Source organism: Burkholderia pseudomultivorans (assembly GCF_902499075.1).
Taxonomy (GTDB): domain Bacteria; phylum Pseudomonadota; class Gammaproteobacteria; order Burkholderiales; family Burkholderiaceae; genus Burkholderia; species Burkholderia pseudomultivorans.
The window spans coordinates 1-22549 of sequence record NZ_CABVPP010000035.1 but is presented as its reverse complement, the minus strand read 5'-3'; the positions used below and the strand labels follow the sequence as shown (position 1 = coordinate 22549).

18 protein-coding genes are annotated in these 22549 nt (G+C 59.1%); 10 read left to right on the top strand and 8 right to left on the bottom strand.

Translation table 11 applies throughout. The annotated features are described in order from the left end of the window. Positions 1–19: 19 nt before the first annotated feature. The 7 genes from BST28156_RS21450 to BST28156_RS34810 form a co-directional block, all read right to left on the bottom strand. Positions 20–1147 (bottom strand): hypothetical protein, encoded by a 1128-nt coding sequence (locus BST28156_RS21450; RefSeq protein WP_006486492.1) that lies wholly within the window; start codon positions 1145–1147, stop codon positions 20–22. Further along, on the bottom strand, positions 1144–2058 hold the full coding sequence (locus BST28156_RS21445) for a recombination directionality factor (RefSeq protein ID WP_006486561.1): 915 nt from the start codon (positions 2056–2058) through the stop codon (positions 1144–1146). The genes BST28156_RS21450 and BST28156_RS21445 overlap by 4 nt, the downstream gene beginning before the upstream one ends. A 51-nt stretch (positions 2059–2109) precedes the next feature. Further along, positions 2110–2325, bottom strand: a complete 216-nt coding sequence (locus BST28156_RS21440; protein WP_006486507.1) for a hypothetical protein — start codon at positions 2323–2325, stop codon at positions 2110–2112. 11 nt (positions 2326–2336) lie between these two features. Beyond that, entirely contained in the window at positions 2337–3332 is a 996-nt protein-coding gene (locus BST28156_RS21435; protein ID WP_174903331.1) for a YqaJ viral recombinase family nuclease, read from the bottom strand. 72 nt (positions 3333–3404) lie between these two features. Further along, entirely contained in the window at positions 3405–3605 is a 201-nt protein-coding gene (locus BST28156_RS21430; RefSeq protein ID WP_174903330.1) for a hypothetical protein, read from the bottom strand. After that, complete coding sequence (locus tag BST28156_RS21425) at positions 3602–4570, bottom strand: DUF932 domain-containing protein (protein ID WP_006486525.1); 969 nt, start codon at positions 4568–4570, stop codon at positions 3602–3604. Before BST28156_RS21425 ends, BST28156_RS21430 begins: the two co-directional genes overlap by 4 nt. A gap of 117 nt (positions 4571–4687) precedes the next feature. Beyond that, entirely contained in the window at positions 4688–5452 is a 765-nt protein-coding gene (locus BST28156_RS34810; protein ID WP_012492778.1) for a hypothetical protein, read from the bottom strand. Positions 5453–5697: 245 nt separating this feature from the next. On the opposite strand from BST28156_RS34810, the gene BST28156_RS21415 reads away from it, so the two are divergent. The 3 genes from BST28156_RS21415 to BST28156_RS21405 are packed head-to-tail and all read left to right on the top strand — an operon-like array spanning position 5698 to position 7814. Then, on the top strand, positions 5698–6801 hold the full coding sequence (locus tag BST28156_RS21415) for an AcrVA2 family anti-CRISPR protein (RefSeq protein WP_012492777.1): 1104 nt from the start codon (positions 5698–5700) through the stop codon (positions 6799–6801). Between the two features lie 38 nt (positions 6802–6839). After that, positions 6840–7220 (top strand): DUF3592 domain-containing protein, encoded by a 381-nt coding sequence (locus BST28156_RS21410; RefSeq protein ID WP_053299177.1) that lies wholly within the window; start codon positions 6840–6842, stop codon positions 7218–7220. A 21-nt stretch (positions 7221–7241) separates the two neighbouring features. Beyond that, complete coding sequence (locus BST28156_RS21405; RefSeq protein WP_012492775.1) at positions 7242–7814, top strand: hypothetical protein; 573 nt, start codon at positions 7242–7244, stop codon at positions 7812–7814. Positions 7815–7820: 6 nt separating this feature from the next. Here the strand turns inward: BST28156_RS21405 and tssF are convergent, their stop codons facing one another. Then, positions 7821–9704, bottom strand: a complete 1884-nt coding sequence (tssF, locus tag BST28156_RS21400; RefSeq protein WP_053299173.1) for a type VI secretion system baseplate subunit TssF — start codon at positions 9702–9704, stop codon at positions 7821–7823. A 137-nt stretch (positions 9705–9841) separates the two neighbouring features. Here tssF and BST28156_RS21395 point away from each other — a divergent pair, with 137 nt between their 5' ends. From BST28156_RS21395 to BST28156_RS21365, 7 genes are all read left to right on the top strand, one after another. Then, entirely contained in the window at positions 9842–11950 is a 2109-nt protein-coding gene (locus BST28156_RS21395) for a type VI secretion system Vgr family protein (protein ID WP_053299172.1), read from the top strand. 10 nt (positions 11951–11960) lie between these two features. After that, entirely contained in the window at positions 11961–13304 is a 1344-nt protein-coding gene (locus tag BST28156_RS21390) for a DUF2169 family type VI secretion system accessory protein (RefSeq protein ID WP_053299171.1), read from the top strand. Further along, complete coding sequence (locus BST28156_RS21385; RefSeq protein ID WP_081000766.1) at positions 13297–15054, top strand: DUF4150 domain-containing protein; 1758 nt, start codon at positions 13297–13299, stop codon at positions 15052–15054. Before BST28156_RS21390 ends, BST28156_RS21385 begins: the two co-directional genes overlap by 8 nt. Positions 15055–15057: 3 nt before the next feature. Then, positions 15058–15543 carry a hypothetical protein gene (locus tag BST28156_RS21380; protein WP_012492773.1) on the top strand — a complete coding sequence of 162 codons (486 nt, stop codon included), beginning with the start codon at positions 15058–15060 and terminating at the stop codon, positions 15541–15543. Positions 15544–16298: 755 nt separating this feature from the next. After that, on the top strand, positions 16299–18272 hold the full coding sequence (locus BST28156_RS21375; protein ID WP_217451816.1) for an ATP-binding protein: 1974 nt from the start codon (positions 16299–16301) through the stop codon (positions 18270–18272). A 117-nt stretch (positions 18273–18389) separates the two neighbouring features. Further along, positions 18390–20261: an ATP-dependent nuclease gene (locus BST28156_RS21370; RefSeq protein WP_053299170.1), complete on the top strand. Its 1872-nt coding sequence runs from the start codon at positions 18390–18392 to the stop codon at positions 20259–20261. Then, positions 20258–22111, top strand: a complete 1854-nt coding sequence (locus BST28156_RS21365; RefSeq protein WP_172820297.1) for an ATP-dependent helicase — start codon at positions 20258–20260, stop codon at positions 22109–22111. Before BST28156_RS21370 ends, BST28156_RS21365 begins: the two co-directional genes overlap by 4 nt. Positions 22112–22549 lie beyond the last annotated feature (438 nt).

The following is a 22549-nucleotide window of genomic DNA, read 5'->3' as shown; positions in this document are numbered from 1 at the left end:
GGGCACGTGGCCCGGCTGTTTATGCCGTTATGTTAAGGTCGGCAAACTGGCGGCGTAGCTCGGCTGCCCGTGCCTGAGAGCAACCCAGGTGGCGGCGAATGTCGGCAACGGTCGGACGGACGAGACCCGCTGTAACATCTCGAACAAGCTGCGACAGGTGGTCGTCGATGGGAGATACGGCCGATAACGGGGTAATCGGATCGTCGCGCGGCGCATGACTGTCGGTCGTATGATCGTGACTCGGTGTTACGGAATTGCGACTAACGGTCTGGTCGTCGTGACTGGCCGCGACTGACATGACTACAGGCCGAGTCATGCCGACCGCATCCGTGACTGTCGTGACTACGGGTTCAGTCACGTTTGGCGCGTCCGTGACTGGCATGACGACTGGCTGAGTCACGGAGGACGTCACTGTGACTGCTGTCGACGCAACGCCAGTCACGACCGGTAGCGGCGTCCGTCGCGGTGATCGAAGCGCGACGGTCCACAACAGGCATGCGACGCCTTCGAGTACCGCAGCGAAGGTCAGACCAGTCAGCAGGTCGACACGCCCCGCCGTGATCCCGACTAACGCGGCGAGTCGTAACGTGACTGGATCGACGAGTAATGTGTCACGTTGAGCCGTGACTCGATCCACTGTGGCCCGCTGGCGTCTCACGTCATCGGCTTCGGCGTTCAGCGCATCCAGTCGTGCGGCAAGCGTAACGCGACGGGATTTGAGCGTCGTACAGTTTCCGATGCAGTTACGCGCCCGCGCGACCGCGAGTTGCGCCGTCACCGTCGCGCGTTCTGCCATGACGGTCGTGAGACTACGAGTAGTCTCCGATACCGAGATCGTCTGTACCGTTGCCGCCCGCAGCTCACCGGCATGCTGCTGGGCTAAAGTGAAGAACACTGCGTGACCGAAGCATGCCGCCAGCAGGCAAGCGCCCCATAACACGCTACCTACACCTCGAATAGCGATCGGCATCTCGCGGATCAGCGCCGGCAACAGGTGCGCGCTCGTGACGAGCACCATGCCGATGGCGATCCAGATGAGCCGTTCCGGTAATGTGCCGCCGCGCTGCCAACCGGCGAGTACCGACAGACAGAGCGCCGTGGTGGTTGCGGCGACCGCCAGGACGAACGCCCAGCGACGCGCGCTCATGCTGCCTTGCCGCCGAGCAGCACGGCCTTGCGTTCGAGCTTGTCGCGCAGGGTCGACGTCGGCGTTCCGGTCGTCTCGTCGGTGCGACCGTCCCCGGTATCGGGGTTGGTCGTACCTGGATAGAACTCTTCCGCGACAGCCGCCGTTTCATCCGGACTGTCCTCGAACGCGCCGTTGGCGAACCCTGCACGCGCAGCGGCATCGAGCGCGGCCTGATCGAAGCCGGTGGCGCGGCGGCGCGCATCCAGTTCCTTCGCCTCGATCAGCGCCTGTTCGAGCGTATTGCCCGAACGCACGCCGAGGTCAACGTAGTAGATCGCCGACCGGTAGCTCTGCGTGGTCGACTTGCCGCGCAGCTTCAACTCCAGCGGCAAGCAGGCGAGCAGGTTGCCCGATACGGCACGAAAGTAGTGCAGCCGTGCAGCCAGCGTACGAATCGAGTTATAGGACGTAGTGCGGAAGATGAACGAACCCATCTCATCGTCATCACCGACGATTACGTTCAAGCGCCCGTAAGGCTTGCAATTGCCTTGACGACCGAATGTGCAGCCATCCGGAGACGGGCAGGGGAGGGTTTCGATACCGGCATCTGTCACACGTCGGCACTGTTCGCCGTTGCCGACGCACACGGGGCGGCCGGTATCGCGATCGAACAGGGAATATTCGGCGCGCAGGTTCAAGTCCGGATCACTGAACAGCACACGCACGGGAATCGCGCGCAGCTTGCCGGCCGTTGCCTTGCGCAGCGTTTCGTTCAATGGGTGGAGCATCCACTCACCGCGCTGTTGCACCTGGGTGGTGAGGGTGAACTGGTCATCCTTTTCGGGAACGCGCTTGCCATTCTTCTCGACAATGCGGCCGATGGAGATTCGCCCGACAACGGGCGGCGTGATGGCGAGACCTTTGAGCATGGTGGTCCTCAAAATAGAAATTGGGGGGAAGAGAACTGCGAGCGATGCGGACTATCGGGAAAAATGCGCTTCGAGCTTGGCGTGGATTTCCAAGGCGACGCCCTGCCAGGCACGAGCACTGACCATTGGGTTGACTTGCAACTGATCGGGTGGTGTTGTCGCAACGCGCTCCGCGTACTGGCTGAGCGCATCCATCACGAACGCCTGTGCGAGCGCGCCGTATCGCGAGAACGTCATGATGTCCGTGAGACATTCGAGGTTGGTCATGGGGATTGGAATCAGGTGGAAACGAGAAAACGCCGGGAACCCGGCTTGGAGATGGCGTACTGCGTTTCGAACTCGGGGTGGTCGGCCAGCAGACGAGCCAGATCGACGCCAGACGAATCCTTGCTGCGCTTGAACGACACGGCGCCGGTCTGGAATACGGCCCGGTTTGCGTCACCCATCGCCTGCTGGATCGTCTGCTTGAACTGCGCTTCGAGCTGTTGGCGCGTCTCGATCTCGGCACGTACGGCAACCAGATCAGCGAACACGGCCGACAGGCGCGGATCGTCCGTAAAATCCACAATGCCGCCGTTGCCGGGATACAGGTGTCGCAGCGCACGGTCGGCCGACTCCGACCCGTCAGCCGGCGGAGGCGTATCGGTTTCCACGAACCGCCAGAAGCGTGCTTCGAGTTCGACCAGGCGCCCGATCAGCGCATCGTCGCGTTCGATCCGATGCACTTCGAGCGCCTGACCACAGAGCAGCACGGCGACGTGCGCCGCTGTCTTGCCGGTCACGGCCAACTGGTGCTGCACCTGGATCTGCACGTACTCGGGCACGCCTTCTCGCCAGAGCCGCGCACCGAACTCGCCGGCCGTTTTACATTCCAGAATCTGTACGTCCGGAACGCCGACGATCTCGCGATCAATGTTCGCCAACATGAACGGGATCGAGGGATGCCGCAGCACGGCGTTCACGCGTCGAACCCGGTTGCCGGTCTGTTTCGTGTACGAGGCGGCGACGATGGGTTCGAGCAGCGTGCCCCAGTACGTGGGCGACGTCGTATCGTCTGGATCGGGGCGGGGCAGGCCGTCCGCACGGCCAGTCTTGTCGAGCCACAATTCCAACGCGCTCATGTAGGGGTTCAGGCCGACCGCAGCAGCGGCATCCGATCCGCCGATGCCGGTTCGGCGCACGGCGAGCCAGTCGTCGCGACTCAGTTCTTGCGTCTTGACGAGCTTCAGTGCGGGCTTACGTCTACGGGGTGGTTCAGGGTGAGGTGTCGTCATGGTTTGCTCCGAAAACAAAAAAGCCCGGCAGAGCGAATCTGACCGGGCGAGAGGTGATGGGTTGGGCGCGCGCTATTCGGAACCGATACGGCGAATGGCGTCTTGCAATGCGTCGTATGCGAACGTCACGAGCTTGCCGTTTCCGAGGTGGACAGTCGTACCCTGAGGTTTGATTTGCAGGATCGTGGCGTAACGGCCGCCGAATCGTAGCCCTGCTCCGCGCGGAATCTGAATGCGCATGTCGACGGCAAGGGGGGGTATGGGCTTCGTCATGCGACAAGCTTCATCGCCTCGTCCCAGGCTTTCTGCTTCAATGTCGCGCCTGCGCCGAACCAGGCGGCGTCGAGGCGGTGATCGTCAGTGCGTGCGCGGCGATGGTGATCGACATACTCCGTGACTGCGTTCAGAAGGCCCCACGCCGTACCCGACGCCGAAGCCAAATCCGAGCCTTTTCCATGTCCGGCATAGAGCTGGCCGACCGCCTTGATCGCGCGCTCGTTGACAGCCACTGCTTCACGATCGGGAAGATTGGTCGTCGAGTAGGTCAAGACGCGCCGCAGGAATGCATCGGCCGCCGAGTCGGTCACCTTGCGTTCGGACAACGCCTTGGCTCGGACCATGAACGCGTCCCACGTGGAGACGGCGATGCCGAGCTGGCGTTTGACAGCCGCCGCGTCGAACTGCGAGCGGTGCGAGACTTTGATTGCGCCAGCGCTGTTGCCCAGTGCGATCTGCAAGGTATTGTTGCAGACGACGCGCACCGACGTGAATTGCGCGGTAGTGGCCAACGTCCCGTCGCAGGCCGTGGCCAACAGCAGGTAGCCATTGACCTGATCCTTGCCCTTGAGGGTGCCCGACTGCCCCGTGCGTGCCAGCGCCCAGAGCTTGCGGCCTTCCTTCAACACGCCGGCCGTCTCGAGCTGGAAACCGCCGATCTCCGTGAGGTCTCGATAAAACTCCAAAATCTCTTCGGGTTGCACGACCTGATAGCGCGCGGAGACGACGGACAACGGCGCCTTGTTGTCCGAGCGGTACAGCACTTTCTGTTCGGGAAACGCGTGGATCGAGCCGAGATTGCGTTCGCCGGCGGCGACGAAGCGCACTTCGGCTTCTTCGATTCGCCAGTCCATGCCGGCGGCGCGCGCCCAGACTTCGAGCGGTTGTCTGGGGGCGAGCTTGTTGCCAAGACCGTGCCAGGGTTCGGCACCGACGTAGGCCATGGTTTGGACGAGATGCATTGAAGACTCCTGTTCGAAAAAGAAGGCATAACGCCCGGCACACGCCGGGCAGGTCGGATTGAAGGAATGACGATCGGACGACGCGCAGCGTCGCGACGAAGGCGGCGAGCGCAACGATCAGCCGTGTTGTGTGCCGAAGGCGTGTCCGCATGATCGGCACCGGTAGTTGTCGAGAACGGCGTCATCGATGGCAGAACCGACGGCGGAGCCGGCCGCGCAGCCAGCGGCACTGCCGAGCAGGCCGGCGATTACCGCGCCGGCCAATCCACCGAACACTGAGCCGATCGGTCCGCCAATCGCGCCGACCGCCGCACCGGCTTCGGCTCCAGACAGCGCCATCGCCATGCCGCCGGTGGCGCCGGCGACGCTGCCAATCGTGCCGCCCGCCTTGCGCGCGACGTTGAGCGTTTCGACGCGCGGTGAACGGCAGTGTGGGCAGTGCGGCGCACTCTCGTCCGACGTCGGCGTATGTAAATCGGGTGCGGTGTCCGGCGCAAACGAAAAGCAATCGGGATCGTGCGGCGTGTGTCGGTCGGCGCGACGAAAGGGTGGGGATTCGTCCAGGTCGAACGGCTCGACGTCATCGAACTCGAATGACTCGCGCGGGCGAGTCCGTGTGTCGAACGAGGGCGCATGTCGAGACGCGGCCCCCTCCGGCCGGATGGCGTGCAGCGCATGATCGGGATAGGGCGCGTGCGCTTCCCATTCGTCATCGAACGGATAGCGTACCGGCGGCGCGGAGAGAACCGGCGCTGCTGCGCCGGCCGGTGGGACACTGGGTGGCGTAACGCGGTATCTGCGGCGCCAGATGAAGAAGGCGACCGCGATACCCAGTGAGAGAAATGCCGCCATGATGGCGGCAAATGCATAGGGGGAAGACATGAAACCTCCGAGCGAAGTGCGCCAGGGCGGGAATGCCCTGGCGGAGCGGCCTTAGCTGACCGTGCTCTGGAAGGTGATATGTGACTGAAAGATTTTTGAATGCATCGGTCGATGCCTTCTCGATCGCCACGGACATCGGGCGCGGCCGTGTACAGGAGCCAGCGTTGCCCGGTGTCGTAGAGTCGGCCTAATATGCGGGTTCGGGATGACGTCTGACGAATGGTTTGCTGTGTTTGGGAATTCGGATGAAGCTCGAAGTGGAACCTGCCAACCGCTACACCTACTTTGATCCCCGCGCGATTGTCGCCGCGCTGTTGCAAGGGGCAATCCAAAAAACGATAGAGGCCGACGATCCGCTCTACGCGCGTCTACCGCCGCCGGTGCGCTACCGGGCCACCGGTGCGATCGAGGCGTGGAAGCGCGTCATGCAGGAAGGGCACAAGACGGGCGATGCGGATTTTTTGGATGGCATGCGCAGGTTTCCGCTTGCGGTGCTGTACAAGGAGTTTCCGCGTTTTCTGAAGGGGTGGGCTCACTCGCTTCCGCTCGGCTTGAACGAGGAGTCGGCGCAGCTTGCGCACCGCAGCCTGGTGTGGCAAATCTACTTCGCGAGCGACGGCGCGATGTACGAGCCCACCGCCGCGCTGCATCGATTGCTCGACGGCGCGTACATCGCAGACGACGTGCCGATCGGCATGATCGAACTACCCGCTGCGGCGATGTGCATCATTCCCAATCCCGAGTGGCAAGGCTACAAGCAGGGTATTCGCGCGATTGCACTGTTTCATCGTCACGGCCGAGATTCCGCAGTGCCGGACGAGCGGCTGTCGTTGGTATCGTGGCAGGAGTTCGGCAACGACCATATCCGCATCAAGTTCGTGGACTATCCATTGGCGGATCGCCACAAGACGATTCAGCAAATCCTTCAACAGGATGTGTCCGTTGCCGAGCCAAATGCGGAACTTGAAGCAGATCGCGAGCATTGGCGACTGGTGTCGGATTACGCGATCAAAATGCTTCTGTATCTTAAAATTCCCGACGCGCAGGTCGTCGCCGATCGAGCGTATAGCAGTGCGCCGCGCGATTTCAGCGGATTGGGGCAGCGCAAGCGCAAAGAGCGGCTCGCCCAGATCGAACACCTGTACGATCGGCATATCGTCGGGCCGGCGGTATTGGACTGGGAGCACGGCGTTCATGCAGAAGCGGACTCTGGGGCGCCGCACCATGAGAAGCGCGGTCATTGGCGGCGACCGCATTTCAAGATGCAGCCTCACGGTCCGAATTCGTCGCTACGCAAGGTGATTTTCGTCGGGCCGGTTATCGTTCGTCCGGATCGATTGGGACTGTAGACTGTCGGCCGCAACGAATTCTTTATTCGAGGATGGGTATGTTTAAGGCGATGGGCGCGATTGTCATTGGCGTAGGCTTTCTGATTGCGGCGGCGTTCAGTGTGCAGTCGACCCGCGAGTTCCTTCGGAACTCGATTATCGTGCCTGGTCGCGTGGTCAAACTCAATGCAGGCGGCTACCATCCCGAAATCGAGTTCGTCACGAAGTCAGGCGAGCATGTTTCGTATCCGCAGGGCGGCATCTTGATTGCGGCGATGAAGGTGGGCCAGGACGTTGAAGTGCGCTATTTGCCGGAGCAGCCGATTCCGACTGCGACGGTGAACACGTTCCGTGCGATCTGGGACATGCCGATTTTCCTCGCCACGATGGGCTTGGGCGCCATACTGGTTGGATTGATGAATTTGCCGTCGCGTAAATAACAAATAGCTTGAGAGGGCGTGATGTCTTTGCTGAGATTGAGCGACTGGACGTACAACACGGGTGCCGGTGGTGGGGCCAGCGTTGAATTCGTAACGGCGACGGGTGGGTTGCTGCGTCTGACCGATCCGACGAAGCAGGACCATGACTACTACTACGGCGGACTCGGTATCGGTTACGGCCTGGGGCTGAAAATTCCCAAGATCAGGTTTCCGAAATTCACTACCCCCGAGATCAAATTGCCGCCCATTGGCGGGCGCGATGCCGCCGCCGCTGGCGCGGGCGTACATACGCCCAGTGGCGGTTGGGTCTATATGACCCACGCATTCCAGGGCAAGGAGCTGAGCGCGAACGATTTTCGCGGCGCGACCGTGTATCTGGACGCTTCCTTGTCGGCGATCATCGGTCAGGCGGGCGACATCATGCTGATGGGCATCGATTCGGCGATGCTCGCGCTCGGACTATCCAGTCCCGCATTGAGTATGCTCGCCGAGGAGGCGATCGCCAACGCCCCGGTCTTGCTGATTACGCACGGACGCACCTATGGATTTCAGGCCGGGTTTGGCGTCGGACTGCTGGTGGGTTATGTGCACTGAAGCGCGTTAGAGCAACGCGCGCGTACCGGGACGGGCCTCGCATCGAATCAATTCTTGATCGGTTTGCGCTGACCTGATCACGAGTTGCACATAGCTGTTCGTCGGTGCGTAAGGGGCAAAGAGGCGGTCGAGTATTCGCGCAAACGTGTTGAGCGCAATGGCGCGTAGCGCGGACTCGTCGATCGATACGAGAATTTCGATGCCGCGCACGAAGGACTGCATCTTGCCGTCGAGCGACATCCATTTCATGGCAGGCTTGTAACCCAGGCTTCGTAGCGCGTCGATACCTTGCTGTGCGACGATCGCCGCGCGCGGTGCATGAAGGCGAAGAAAGGCCTTGAGTTCGCCAAGACCCTGCCGTGAGAGATCGAACGGTTGAGGCGAAAAGGTGGCGAGGACGCGCCAAAGCGCCCCTTCGCCGCGCGTCAACGTCATGGGAGCGGTCGGTCGCGTGAGCAAGCGAATTGGGCAAGGCAGCGCGGCCCCTTCGTTCAGCAGGTCGCCTTGCGGGTCGCCGAGCGGCAATCGAGATGGAAGATCGCCATTCGTGGCGAGCAAATCGATCTCGACTTGCGGCTGCTCCGGCCTCGCTGGCTGACCGTCGAGTCCGACGAGCGACAGCCGCCACGGGCTTTGGCGGGGATTGAATAAGGTGACGTCGCGATCTCGAGAGAGCAGCCAGTAGACCTTTTGCGAACTCAAGCTGTGACTGAACGCCCGGTATGGCGGCACGGGCGTCCGAGGCGTTTGAGATGCAGACGAGAACGATTTCATCTGCTCGTCGATCGCGGACTTCTCGCCGAGAAAGACTTGATCTATCGCATAGAGATCGGGGGGCACGCCCTTTTCTTCGAGGGGAAGGGGCGTAATCGGATAGGCGCGGTCGGTGTCAGTCAAGAGGATCGGTGCCGCCGCGCGCTCGAAGAGGTTGATTATCGGTGTACAGAACAGCTTGAACGTGCGCGCGCTGACCGCCCCCAGCATTTGCGAGATGGCTGAATCGGTCGGCGTGTCGCGTACCACAACGTGCAAGGTCAACTGGCGTGCGTGAGGGGCGCTGGCCGCCCGCCGAATCCGCGCGAGATCGATGTCGATGAAATCGAATTTTTCCGGGAAAGCGAAATATTCGAGCAGATACTGGAACGACAGGCCTGCGCTGCCGGCGTCGTCCGGCAGAAGCGCTTCATTGTCATCAAAACCGACCGCTTCAAACGGTACTTTGGAAAGCGCGCGCCAGCGCCCGTCGTGATCGACCTCAACGAATGCACTGGCCGCACGCAATAGCAGCGTGTCGGTGAGGGCCGCGATCACCGGACGTTCTCCCGAGAGATGCACGCGGATCGGCCCGGATGGAATAGATGCGTCGAAGTGTCCTGTCGCAGACAGCGAGGCGAAGGTAACGGACAGAATTCCCGTCGCATCTGTGCCGAGCCGGATCTTGGCGGGGGCGATAGTGGTTGGTGAGTAGCGGGCGGTGTCGACATGCAGCGGCGTCAGAGTGACGTCGTAAATCGTCTTGAATCGGCAGAGTGCCGCTCGTGCGTCCAGTGGCGTACCGCGTGGAATGACAAACGGTCCTGTCAGATTGCCGAACTGACCGGTCGGGTCGATTTCCGCGATCGCGCACGACGGGATGCATCGCAGATATTGCGGGTAGATCACGCCGAGCAACGACTCGATAAATTCGGGATAGTCGTCGGTCAGCCGGGTATCGAGCGCCGAAGCCATGAAGGCGAACGTCTGGACCAGTCGGCTGATATGCGGATCATCCACCTGCCCGCTCTGGATGCCGAGCCGGGTGGCAATTTTGGGAAAACGCTCGGCAAATTCCGTTAGTTTGCGGGCCAGCAGTCCAAGCTCGTATTCAAAATGCGGCAACAGTTCGTCCATCGATACTCCGGGAATACTGGCTCCTGGGGAAACTTGAAGTTCCGTTAAATTGGCGGATCGATGAAAAGGGCACTATCATCGTACGATTAACCAGCAGTAATATCGACACTCATTCCGGGGTAGCGCTGAGGCCAATCATGCAATTGTCCGATATTCCGAGCTTTTTTCAGCTTCAAAGCAATCGCCTGTTCACGATTGAAACGCCGTTGAAAGGGCGTTCCGAGCTCGTTCTAGTCAATTTTACCTGCTCGGAAAATCTTTCCGATCTGTTTCACATTGACACGCAGCTCGCGTCGCAGGATCGCTCGATCGAACTGAAAAAGATGATCGGCCAACCTGTGACAATTACGCTACAGTTGACCGATGCCATTGCGAGTTCGGAGGAACGGTATTTCCATGGCTACGTCGTCGCGTTTTCGCATCTTGACACCGACGGCGGACTCACGACATACAGCGCGGTGATCAAGCCGTGGCTCTGGATGCTGTCCCGCCGGCAGGACATCCGGATCTTTCAGGAAAAGACGACACAGGACATTCTTTCGGCGCTTTTCCGTGACTATGGCTCGATGGCGTCCTTTGAGTTCCGTCTGTCGAAGGCGACGCAGAATCGGAGCTACTGTACGCAGTACAAGGAAACCGACCTGGAGTTCGCGCAGCGGCTGATGCAGGAAGACGGCCTGTTCTACTACTTCGAGCACACGAAAGACGGGCACAAGCTGATCATCACCGACAACTCGATCGCGGCGAAGCCGATCGACGGCATGAGTCCGATTCTGGAGTACTCGAAAGGGGAGGCACGCGACGATCTGGCAGTCGTGAAGAACTTCTCTGCACGACGGCAGCTTGAGTCGAGCCGGGTCGGCCTGAAGACGTACGATTACAAAGCGCCCGGCGCGCGTCGGTTCTCGGGCGGAAACACGGGCGTCGATCAAGGCGATGTGCCAGCCTACGAAATCTACGACTATCTGGGCGAGCACGGTTTCCCGGACAGTGATCGCGGTGAGGATCTGGCCCGCTTCCGGGCGCAGGCGCTTGCGGCGCATAGCAAGATTTTCACCGGCACGACGACGAGTCGACGAATGACGCCTGCCCGGTACTTCCAGCTGGACGAGCACTATGACCACGAGGGGAAGCCGGAAGATCGCCAGTTTCTGATTACGGGCGTCATGCATGCCGGATCGAACAACTATCAGGCGGGCGAGGGTGCGGCAACCTACGCGTGCAGCTTCACCTGCATCCGCAAGAAGATCCCGTACCGGCCGCCGTTCACCATTGCCAAGCCGACCATCATCGGGCCGCAGACTGCTGTCGTGGTCGGCCCGAAGGGTGAAGAAATCTACACGGACAGCCTCGGGCGCGTGAAGGTCCAGTTTCCGTGGGACCGGCTGGGCGAGCGCAATCAATCCAGCTCGTGCTGGGTGCGCGTGGGGCAACCGTGGGCCGGCAGCGGTTTCGGCATGGTCAACATTCCTCGAATCGGCGACGAAGTGGTCGTGATTTTTCTGGATGGCGACCCTGATCGACCCCTAATTATTTCTCGCGTTTACAACGCGCAGAACATGCCGCCGTGGGCATTGCCGGCTAGTGCGACCCAAAGCGGCATTCTGTCGCGATCGACCAAGGGCGGTAACGTCAATACGGCCAACGCGATCCGTTTCGAGGACAAGAAGGGCGAGGAAGAGGTCTGGCTTCACGCCGAGAAGGATCAGCGCATCGAGGTCGAGCACGACGAGTCGCATTGGGTCGGCAACGACCGCGCCAAGAACGTCGATCACGACGAGACGGTGCATGTCGGCCACGACCGCACGGAGACGGTAGGGAACAACGAGACGATCACGATCGGCGTGGATCGCACGGAACGCGTCGGGAACAACGAGACGCTGACGGTGGGCGGCAACCGGAACGAGACGATCGAAGGCATGGAGAACCTCGTGATTGCGCTCACGTCGACGGAGACCGTGGGGCTTGCGAAAGCGCTGACAGTCGGTGGCGGGTATCAGGTAACGGTCGCCGGTGCGGTGAATACGTCGGCAGGGCTGGCGAGTGCAGAGGAAGTCGGTCTTTCGAAAACTACGATGGTCGGCAAAACATACATGATTACGGCCGGCGACCGAATCGAGCTGAAGACCGGTAGCGCCGTCCTCATCATGGAGTCCAACGGGCATATCACACTACGTGGCACGCAATTGCTGATCGAAGGCTCTGGGCCGGTACAAATCAACGGCAGGGACGTTGACATCAACTGACGGGGCCGCGATGGAATTTTCCAATTACACGCCTTTCCCTGCACTGGCGTTCGAATCGTTTGCACCCGACGGCGCGTCCTTCCATACCGTCGTACTGCGGCAGACATTCGAACTGCGTCACGGTTCGCTGGTATTGGCGCAGCAGCAAAAGCCGCTCGCCACTTCCGACCGTTTTCATGGCGAGCCGAATCTGTCCAGCGTGGCAGAGGAAAGCGATCTTGCGCCGTACAAACCGTTTTGCGACGTGCTGGTTAACGGAACGGCTTATGCGCCGCAGGGGCGACCCGTGCCGCGCTTTGTGGCGGGCGTCCGGATTGTGTCTGCGCCCGTACAACCCGACGATGACGCCGGTGTGCCGACGACGAAAGTTTTGCTGGATCGCAGATTATCCATAATGGGTCCAAGGTACTTTGTTCGACGGTCGATGTTTGGACGAAGCATGAATCGACTCGCCAAGGTCGCATCGCTCGGCATCGTGCGTCCCATCGACTGGCGTCTGACGCCTCCGGAACCAATCGCCGCGCTGCCCGTTCGCTACGAATACGCATGGGGCGGGCAGTGTCGGATCGACGCGCAGGATCCAGCTTCGAAACGTGTCCCGAAGGCATTCCGGCTCGATGACAAACAGCAGGCCGTGCATCCTGACCAAGATAATCTTCCGGTGGCGCATACGGTCTGTGAAGACAATCCAATCGGTCTGGGGTTTGCCGAGCGTTGGTTTCTTGCCGCTACGAAGCAGCAGAAGATTGCTGCGCCGCAGATCGAAGCCAGCAGTGAGCCCATTTCGATACAAGCATGGCTGGCAGCAGCGAACGGGCGGACGCATCCGTCGCTGCGTTCGGCTGGCTTCGGTATCGTCGCGAAAGCATGGCGATCGAGGCGTGAGCTTGCTGGCACCTACGACGACGCGTGGCTTGCCGAGCGCCATCCGGGCTTACCAGACGATTTTCAGTTTCAGTATTGGAACGGCGCGCATCCGCTGATGCAGGTGCCGCACCTAAAGGGGAACGAGACGATCCTGCTGACGAACCTTGTTCCCGCCGGCACGCCCGGATCGACCATCGACGAGCGTGGCAATACGATCCTTCGCATCGCGTTGCCCGGACATCTGCCGATGGGATGGGTCTACACCGACCAGACGCTGAAGTTCGCGCCGTTGCTGCTCGATACGTTGTCCGTCGACGTGTCGGATGCTGCGAAGCCTATGTTGACGTTGGTGTGGCGCGGGACGCTGATGAAGTCGATTCGCGCGCGACGCTTCGAAGCACGGTTTGTTGAGCGGACCGACATCGAGCGACTTGCCACGTCTTCTCCGGCCAACGTGACTCAACGCGCGGAGACGCAACATGGCTGAGCCGTTGCAAATTTCAGTGGCCGGCGATGCGGGCGATGTATTTCGCGAGCATTTCAACATTCAGAGTGTGGATCAGGCTCGCGATGCCGTGAACAACTTGGACACGCTATGGAACACGCCCAACCCGTGGAGTGAGCGAGGGCGACCTGTCGATCGCGAAATATTTGATGAGGCGGCGCAGTCGGTTCAAAAACGCTTTGAGTCGGGTGTTTATAAACCTGAAGATCAGGCGCAGCCTTCCGATCATTTCTCGAAGGGCAATCGGATCGCGTCGAGACAGGACGGTAGTTTCAAGGCGGTCAGCAGTACTCCCGACGTTTGCAAAACACCGATGGGCAGCTCGACACCGCCGGTGCCTTATCAGGTCATCTCGGACCTGAGCGGGTCATCGGGCATCGTACCGAGCGTGCGGTTCAACGGAAAGCCGGCGTACGTGCTCGATCAGAGTGTAGTCCCGACCTGTACCGGCGATGAGTCGGGGACGGCCGATGGGGTTGGCTCCGGCACAGTGGGCGGCGAGACCAGGCCGACGAAGGGCAGCACGACGGTTCGCGCGGGCGGCCATCCCGTTATTCGTGACGGTGACCCGTGCACAATGAACTCTGGCAACTGCACCGGGACTTATGTCACCGAACCTGCGCCGGGGAGCTCGGTGGATGCAAGCGGGAACGTCGTTGGGAATGCCAATCCGCCGCCTGACAAGGGCGTGATGCATCAGGTTGGCGGATTCTTCGAAGGGGCCGGCGGTGCGCTTTGGGATATGGCAAAGGGCCTCGGAGGATTGGCGCTCGGGGCGGCCAAGCTAACGCCCATATCGCAAGCCGCCGAAGGACTGTCCGACCTGACCGGGTTATACGATTACCACGGTTATTCACAGACGCTGGATTCGGCCGGAAGGACGGTGCAGGCGATCTACGATCATCCGGGAGCGATTGTCGACGGCATCACCAAGCCGTACATGGAAGCGTGGAGCCAAGGCAACTATGGTGAGGCGCTGGGGCGGGGCGCGGTCGACATCGGTGGACTGTTCGTCGGTGGAGTCGGGGCCGCGGGCAAGGCCGGCGAAGCGGCTAATGTGGCTGGTAAAGTTGGAGAGGCGGCGAACGTTGCCGATAAAGTCGGTGAGGTCGCAAATGTTGCCGCGAAGGTCGGTGAGACGTCTGATGCTGCGAATGCTGCCAACAAGACCGCTGAAATTGGTGCGGTGGGCGCTAGGGGAATTGACGCTGATAGTGCCGCCGACGCTTCTAAGGCAGCGAAGTCAGCTGATACAGACCCGGCGGGTGACGGGCTAAAAGTTGAACGTAAGCCGGTTCGAGTTCGAACCGCGGAGGAGGTAAACGCTGAGGCAGTTGCCCAGGGGAGGGATCCACCGTATAAGGAAGGAACGTTAGTCATCGAGAGAGAGGCCAAAGTCGGAGAACAGTACAATATGGTCATCGATGACGCACAAAAGGCGAAAATTGAGAATGGGCAAATGTATCTTGGAGGGTGGGCATCGCCCGATGAGATTCCAGATCAGGTCTTTGCGCGTAATAATTTGGCAATTAAAGAGGAATACAAACCTGATTTGCCATACGTGGCGAGGTTGGAGGTAAATAGGCCCGGTATGATGATCAGAGAAGGAATTGTTGGCCCTCAAGGTAATCTTCCGGGTGAGGCTAATCAAATTGAGTTAATGGTCCCGCCAAAGAATCGTGGAGATTATTTCGAGGTGTTGGGAATCGATCCTCTTCCGCCCGGACGGTGAAGAATGAAAGTTGAAAATTTGATTAGAGTCGGTGAAAAGGGTGAGCGTATACCCGAATCTATGTCGAGCGATGAGCGGCGTCGACTTTATCCACCTCTCGGTATTGTGAAGGTTGTGAAGCTTACGTGGTCACTAGACGGGGTCGAGTATTCGCTTGACCTCGAAGGAGGGCGTGTTAATTATGAGATGCTCCCTGATAGATCCGGGTTTCTTGTTACGAAGCCTAGAGTAAATGGTAAGACGCAGGCTATGGTTTTAAACGCAGATTCATCGATTCGTTACACTCTTGATAACCCATGGCCAACACATGCGAGCTATAAAGTAAATCAAGATTACGATTTTTCGTTGCCTCTCGTTGAACGAGGGCAGCCCGGATTCGTTGTGTCTGTTAGTGGGGTTGGGCCAACGGGAGTCTTTGTGAATGTGGATCATTTCTTTGCAATCGATCCCAATGACGGCAAGTTTATTGGTAATCATCCACTATATTAAAAATTGCGATAGTTCGGCTAAAAGTTGACTCTCTTGGTCGATCTGGTGCGTATTGGCGCAGCTTGATTATACATTCGTTGTTGTTTTCGCCTGCGTGTTACCGAGCAAGTGGGGTGAGTTCGTGATTGTTCCATAGGCAGATTATTTAATATCGAACTGAAGATTTTGATCTCTCTTGGATTGTTGAGATGCCGAAGGATTCGTGGCGACGAATGATGCGGGCTTGCTATAGCTTATTCGTCAACTCGATGATAAGAGGCGACAGGCGGTGGTTGTCGGTATAAGTACAAAGTGGCAGATAAAGTTGCACGACGGTTTTATTGAAAATTTCACAGATTTGTGTTCTGCCGCAGCTGCTGATAAGTTACCCCGGCCGTCACGCGGCGGAACTCGGCCGGGTGCTGGATTGGGATTGAGTCGTTGGGTCGGCGAGTGGTGTGAAGATGATGAGCTGCTTGATAAAGGCGAAGCGTTGAAAATTAGTTCCGTGTCACTTTATAAATGACCGGAAAAGTGGCGAATGGACACTGGCGAGATTTTAGGAGTGAAGCAGCAAGCGAATGCAGGCTCAACGGCCTCGTTCGGTGAGCACAAGCGTCACTTCCGAGTGCTGCTATAGCTGGCGTGGCTAGTGAAGAACATCCAGTCGGTATTCGAGAATAGGCGGTCGAAGTATCGGGTCTGGTGATGACATTCAAGCGATGCGTGGAGACAACGTGCGCCGCTCCGCTGAAGCGCGAACGGATAGAGGAAGAATGATGGCAAAGCCAAAAAGAATGACAGACACAACCACGGCGTCGTTCTTTGAAGAGGACTACCTGGTGCGCACTCTTGGGCGCATTGCGCACGATCCGGAGGTTGCGCTCACCGAACTTGTGGCCAATGCTTGGGATGCTGGTGCCTCGCTGGTCGACCTGACGATTCCGCCGACGCACCAACTGGCCTTGACCGTCGTAGACGACGGGCACGGGATGAGCGCAGCCCAATTCAAAGGCCGGTGGATGAGGTTAGGCTACGACCGTATCAAGCACCAAGGGTCGAATGTGGAGTTCCCGGCCGAGCGCAGAGACTGGCGCCGCAGGGCCTATGGTCGCAACGGGGTCGGCCGCCACGGGCTGCTGTGCTTCGCGAGCCAGTATTCCGTGGAGACTTGGCGCGACGGCAAAGGTGCGGGCTTCGAGATTGGAACGCAAAGCCAGGAGACTCCATTCCGCATCGAGAAGGAAACGTCGTTTCTGCACCAAGGGCACGGCACGAAGCTCTCCGTGGTGGTAGAGCGCCACTTACCCGACCCGGACAAGATTCGCGAAATCCTGTCGGCGCGGTTCCTGCATGATCCGCAATTCGTGGTGCGCGTCAACGGTCAGTCGGTGTCGCTGGCCGATCAGACTGGGTTGATCGAGAGAGCTGATTTGGCAATCGAGGGTTGCCCTCCCGCTGAGGCCTACGTTGTGGACTCAACCCGTGCGGCCAAGTCGACACTCTACCAAGGCATCGCCTTTTGGGTGAACAGCCGGCTGGTGGGGACCCCTGGCTGGGTCGTGGGGGCCGAAGCCGTGATTGACGGCCGCGCGCGCTTTGCCAAGCGGTACTCGATCGTGGTCAAGACCGGCGATGGCTGGATGGCCGAGGTCGAACCGGATTGGTCGCGCTTCAAGCCTGGTCCCAAGGCTGACGCCCTGTTTGAGGGGGCGCGCCAGTACGCACAGCACGTCTTTGCTTCTCTCTCGTCGACATTGGTGGAGGAGAGTTCGGAGGAGGTGCTAGTCCGCAACAGGGAGCAGTTCAAGGAACTCTCGCAGCTTGGCAGAGCAGAGGTTGCCACTTTTGCACGGGAGCTGGTGAAGTCGACTCCCACGGTTTCGCAGGATGTTCTATCCGCCGCAGTGCAGGCACTGATCAACTTGGAGAAGGCGAGAGGTGGGGCGGCCTTGCTTGAGAAGCTTACAAAGCTGGATGAGTCGGACATCGAAGGCCTGGATCGTTTGCTGGGCCAATGGACAGTGCGCGATGCCCTTTCAGTTCTTGACGAGATCGACCATCGGCTCGCGGTGCTTGCCGCAATCGAGAAACTCAGCGGAGATGACGCAGCCGACGAGCTGCACACCCTTCACCCGTTGGTGACACAGGCTAGGTGGCTTTTTGGTCCGGAGTTCGACAGCAGCGAGTACGCTTCGAATGTGAGTCTACGGACGGCAGCAGAGAAGGTCTTCAAAAAGCGAGTATCTACGGATGCCTTCGTCAACCACAAACAGCGGCCGGATATCATGTCGTTGGCCGACGCGACTTGTTCGATCGTTGGAACCGAAGGCTTTGATCCAGCGGATGCGAGTCTCACCCGTATCCAGAACGTCTTGATCATCGAACTCAAGAAGGGCAAATCAACGATCGGTCGCGAGGAGATGACCCAAGCCGATGGCTACGTACAGGACTTCCTGTCTAGTGGGTCGTTGGACGGGACACCAATGTTCCGGGCCTTTGTTGTAGGGCACGAGATTGCTCCGAAGACCACGAAAGAGAAGGAGCTCAGAGAAGAGGGCGTCCTTCGGGGGCGCGTGGTTGCCGCCACTTATGGGCAGCTTACGCGCTCTGCGCACCAGCGGCTTTTCCGGCTTAAAGAGCGGATTCCCGCACGGTATGAGGATGTGTCGGGCGCGGACCTGTCGGCAAAGGTCATGCAGACTGCCACGCAGGCCCCACTTGCATTGTTGGGAGCAAAACGAGAATGAGCGTTGAATCAGGGGTGAGATGTCAGCGCACTGCGTCGGTCGCTCGGCGCCGAAGCTGATAGCCAGGGCGCTACACCGCACGAAAACTCATCGGCATTGCGAAAGTGAGAGGGACCTATGCCAAATTATGCGCCAGAAAGCGGCGTTGCCATCACAGACGTCCGTGTCAGCAACTTTCGCTCGTTGGCCAATATTGAGGTCGAACTCAACGACTTGACCGTGCTCATTGGAGCAAACAATGCTGGAAAAACGAGCTTCCTTGACGCGATGTTCGCGGCTATCGGCTCCGGGCGCAAGCTGTTGGGGCAAGACGACATTCGGCTGATGCACGGCGAGGCGATGCCGCCAAAAGACCGGCGGGTTGTGGTCGACATTCGGATTCGCCCTGTCGACGAAAACGGAAAGGTCGTCGACAAGTTCCCGGAGGGCAGCTTCTGGACGGCTTTGTGGGGGGCCGGCATCGTGCTGGACGATCACGATTTTGATGAGTTCATGGCCTTTCGCACGGTGCTGGCTTGGCGTGTCGAAAAAGCAGACTACGTCGTCGAAAGGCTCTTTCTCAAAGAATGGAAACCGTTTGAGGAGTGGATTGACACGCCGACGCAAGACAAGCCAATCACGGCGGCCCAACTCGAACCCGTCGCCTTGCATTATATCGACGCCAAGCGCGACCTGGAGGACGACATGCGCCGCCAAGGCTCGTTCTGGCGACGGATGACCGAGGATCTTGGGTTGTCTGGCGACGAGGTGGCCGAATTGGAGGCTGCACTAACGGGGATCAACCAGCAGATCGTAGACAAAAGCTCGATGCTCCAACGCCTGAAGACGAACTTGTCGGACTTGCAGGCAGTGGTTTCCGCCGACAGCGCTGGCATCGACATCGCTCCGGTCGCGCGAAAGCTGCGAGACCTATCGAAAGGCGTCGACGTGTCGTTCTCGACGGCGGGAGCCCAGTCGTTCCCGCTCGCACGCCACGGGATGGGAACGCGGAGCTTGGCCTCTCTGCTCGTTTTCAGGGCGTTTACCGCTTGGCGCGGGGACGTGGCGGCGAAGAACAACGACAAATTGCATTCTGTTCTGGCCTTGGAAGAGCCAGAGTCGCACCTTCATCCGCAGGCACAACGGTCGCTGTTCGCACATATCAAGAAAATCAAGGGGCAGCGCGTTGTCAGCACCCACTCACCGTATTTCGCCGGCCAAGCTCAATTAGAGGATCTTCGGCTTTTCATCAAGAAGGGCGGAGATACTGGAGCGCGTAAGCTTGATTTGTCGAAGCTCGAGAAGGCCGACGATATCCGCAAGTTGCAGGAGACGGTCATCGAATCGCGGGGGGACATCCTCTTTGCAAGGGCCGTGGTTTTGTTCGAAGGGCAGACGGAAGAGCAGGCGCTGCCGATTTGGGCGGAAGCGTATTGGGGAGCGTCGATTCACGAATTGGGCTTCAGCTTCGTGCGGGCGAACGGGACAGACTACTTCCCGTTCATCTGGCTTGCGAAGAGCCTTGAAATCCCGTGGTATGTCATGGGGGACGGAGAGCAGAAGCCGGTCAGCGACCTGGAGGCGGCCTTGAAAAAAGCGGGGCAGCCGAACATCGCTTCGTCTCCTAACGTGGTCGTCGTGTCCTCTGGTAAGAACTTCGAGACACAGTTGTTGGAGGACGGCTATCTTGCCGAAATCGAAACCGCTTTGAATGAAGCGCACGGTCGAGAGTCGTTTTTGGACGAATTCATCGACAAGCATCATGGGCTGGAATTGGCGAAGGGGAAGGGCGTCAGGGACTACAAAAGCGATGGAGGTAGAATTCGCGCCGCAGCTGATGCCATGAAAGCGTCCAAAACACGTCTCGCCAAGCCGTTAGCCCGAACGATCTCCGGCTTGACGGACCCGGAGAGACGTTTTCCGAAACACGTCGAGAGGCTATTTGCGGTCATCGGAGAGAATCACGGAATTCACAAGCTGGCAGTAGAGGCGGAGGTTGAGGAACAATGAACAGTCCAACCAAGTTGCGCCTGTCGACGCTGCAAGCCCAGGTCGTCGAACATGTCGACGGCGCGTTGCTCGTGGTAGCCGGCCCGGGTTCCGGAAAAACTCGCGTGTTGACGGAACGAGTCCGCTCACTTCTCACGAGTGTTCCTGGCCACTTTCGTGTGCTGGCGCTGACGTTTACCAACAAGGCCGCGGACGAGATGCGTGATCGCCTCTCCGACTTGGGTGAAAATCGGCAGCGCGCATTCATTGGCACCCTCCACAGCTTCTGCTTGGAAATGCTGGTGGAGCGAGGGAAGCTTGTGGGCGTGGAAGGCGAGCCGCACATCTTTGAACAGCATAAGGACCGGAAGGAAATTTTGTTGGAGGCGATTCGGCAGGACCCTGTTCTTGACGAGGAGGTCAATCAGATCGTCGATCGCAAAGAGCGCAATCGGCGAGTCGACAACTGGCTTCAAATGATCTCGCGCGTCAAGGCGCACCCCATCACTTGCGCCGTGCTCAGTGATGAGCTTGACAAGCGGGTCCTGGATGCCTATGACGCCGGGTTGCGTGCTTGTGGTGCTTACGACTTCGACGATCTTTTGCTGCTTGGTTACCGGCTGCTGACGAACAATCCCAAGCTGGCGGATTTTTATCGGAGGCTTTACAGGTTCGTGTGCGTTGACGAAGCGCAGGATCTTAACGAAGCGCAATACGCTCTGCTTTGTGCGCTCTGCGGAGATTCGTATAAAAACGTCATGATGGTGGGGGATCCAAAACAGTCGATATATGGATTCAACACCTCGAGCCCGGAATACATGGAGAAGTTCCGGTTCGAGTTCGCAGCGAAACTGATCGAGCTGACCGAGAACTTTCGATCTTCGCAGGCAGTGGTGAACGTTGCTCGGTCCATCGATCCGAATTACTTGGTTGACGCCCAGCTTCCGATCAAGGGCGACGCTCGCGTGTTCGTTGGAGACGACGAAGAGCACGAGGCGCGGTTGATAGTTGACGAGCTTGAACTGCTGTTTGCCCAAGGACACCCCGATGTTGAGGGCGGTGTTGAGCCGTCGAAATGTGCGATTCTGGGGCGGACCCGTTTCGCTTTGCTCGCAATAGAGAACGAACTGCGCCGGCGCAACGTTCCCTTCTACAAGCGATTGACCGCTAATCATGAAAACGAGTCCGACCTCGTCGACGAGTTCCACTTGTCGTTGCGCATCTTGGCGAACCCGAGGGACCGGCTCCATTTGGCGGCGTTGGCAACGAAGTGGGTGACGCAGCCGCCTGAAACGGCAACGGACGCCATGGTTGCGCTGTCGCAGATGGCGCGGAGTGCGGCCGAGCAGCGAGCCAAGGCCGTGGCGGAAGCGGTCGCTTCGATTGTTCAGAACACGGCACGCCTAGACCTTATGCCGGCGTTCAAGCTATTGAGGGGTTATGCCGACTCCCTGGACGAGAATTCTAGGCGCGCGATCTATGAGGACGTAGCCGTCTTTCAGCAAGAATGGGACCAATACCTTCGCTCCGACGGCACGTCGCGCACCTTGTCCGGTTTTATGAGCAGCAAGGCGTTGGGGGCCACCCAAAAGGCCCATCGCGACGGCGTTGCCCTGCTGACCGTTCACTCGTCCAAAGGGCTGGAATTTGACGCCGTGTTTATTGCAGGGATGGCGGAAGGAACGTTCCCCGACTATCGGGCCGTTGGCAAAGTGCGCGAGATGGCTGAGGAAAGTCGCAACGCGTTTGTCGCGGTCACGCGATCAAAGCGCTTACTTTACCTCACCTATCCCCGGGTCAAACTCATGCCGTGGGGCGATTATAAGGCTCAGCAGGCTTCTCGATTCGTATCCATGTCTGGGATTAGTTAATCGGCGCGAGCCGCGTGCTCTAGGGGTAGTGGCGTGGGCGGATTAGTTTGAGGTCGCCTGTCTAGCATCGTCCGGGACGCTACAATAGCATCCAGCTGTGCGACGTTGCCGCCGGCCCTATTGGATCGTTGAAGCTGAGTGGGCAATCGAACCAGAATGCTCCTGAAAATTGGGGGGCACTTCTGGGGGCATGATGAATTGGTCGGATGACTAGAAACCTTATGCAAAAAGGGTTTTGGTCATTAATTCCATTCCTGCAGCCCACCAGTAAAATCAAGGGGTTACGTGAATTTCACGTAACCCCTTGTGCTTTCTGGGCGTTGAAAAGTACATTTTCGGTACAGTCAGCTCTCAGAACAGGGTAAGCGGCTCGGCCCGACCGTTTCCCCCATTCGCGCGCGCGTGGGGCATGATGGTGATGGCGTGGAGTAGTCCGTG

Excerpts from the sequence above, each read along its gene's own strand:
- BST28156_RS21450 (WP_006486492.1), bottom strand. The coding sequence starts at position 1,147 with ATGAGCGCGCGTCGCTGGGCGTTCGTCCTGGCGGTCGCCGCAACCACC.
- BST28156_RS21445 (WP_006486561.1), bottom strand. The coding sequence starts at position 2,058 with ATGCTCAAAGGTCTCGCCATCACGCCGCCCGTTGTCGGGCGAATCTCC.
- BST28156_RS21440 (WP_006486507.1), bottom strand. The coding sequence starts at position 2,325 with ATGACCAACCTCGAATGTCTCACGGACATCATGACGTTCTCGCGATAC.
- BST28156_RS21435 (WP_174903331.1), bottom strand. The coding sequence starts at position 3,332 with ATGACGACACCTCACCCTGAACCACCCCGTAGACGTAAGCCCGCACTG.
- BST28156_RS21430 (WP_174903330.1), bottom strand. The coding sequence starts at position 3,605 with ATGACGAAGCCCATACCCCCCCTTGCCGTCGACATGCGCATTCAGATT.
- BST28156_RS21425 (WP_006486525.1), bottom strand. The coding sequence starts at position 4,570 with ATGCATCTCGTCCAAACCATGGCCTACGTCGGTGCCGAACCCTGGCAC.
- BST28156_RS34810 (WP_012492778.1), bottom strand. The coding sequence starts at position 5,452 with ATGTCTTCCCCCTATGCATTTGCCGCCATCATGGCGGCATTTCTCTCA.
- BST28156_RS21415 (WP_012492777.1), top strand. The coding sequence starts at position 5,698 with ATGAAGCTCGAAGTGGAACCTGCCAACCGCTACACCTACTTTGATCCC.
- BST28156_RS21410 (WP_053299177.1), top strand. The coding sequence starts at position 6,840 with ATGTTTAAGGCGATGGGCGCGATTGTCATTGGCGTAGGCTTTCTGATT.
- BST28156_RS21405 (WP_012492775.1), top strand. The coding sequence starts at position 7,242 with ATGTCTTTGCTGAGATTGAGCGACTGGACGTACAACACGGGTGCCGGT.
- tssF (WP_053299173.1), bottom strand. The coding sequence starts at position 9,704 with ATGGACGAACTGTTGCCGCATTTTGAATACGAGCTTGGACTGCTGGCC.
- BST28156_RS21395 (WP_053299172.1), top strand. The coding sequence starts at position 9,842 with ATGCAATTGTCCGATATTCCGAGCTTTTTTCAGCTTCAAAGCAATCGC.
- BST28156_RS21390 (WP_053299171.1), top strand. The coding sequence starts at position 11,961 with ATGGAATTTTCCAATTACACGCCTTTCCCTGCACTGGCGTTCGAATCG.
- BST28156_RS21385 (WP_081000766.1), top strand. The coding sequence starts at position 13,297 with ATGGCTGAGCCGTTGCAAATTTCAGTGGCCGGCGATGCGGGCGATGTA.
- BST28156_RS21380 (WP_012492773.1), top strand. The coding sequence starts at position 15,058 with ATGAAAGTTGAAAATTTGATTAGAGTCGGTGAAAAGGGTGAGCGTATA.
- BST28156_RS21375 (WP_217451816.1), top strand. The coding sequence starts at position 16,299 with ATGATGGCAAAGCCAAAAAGAATGACAGACACAACCACGGCGTCGTTC.
- BST28156_RS21370 (WP_053299170.1), top strand. The coding sequence starts at position 18,390 with ATGCCAAATTATGCGCCAGAAAGCGGCGTTGCCATCACAGACGTCCGT.
- BST28156_RS21365 (WP_172820297.1), top strand. The coding sequence starts at position 20,258 with ATGAACAGTCCAACCAAGTTGCGCCTGTCGACGCTGCAAGCCCAGGTC.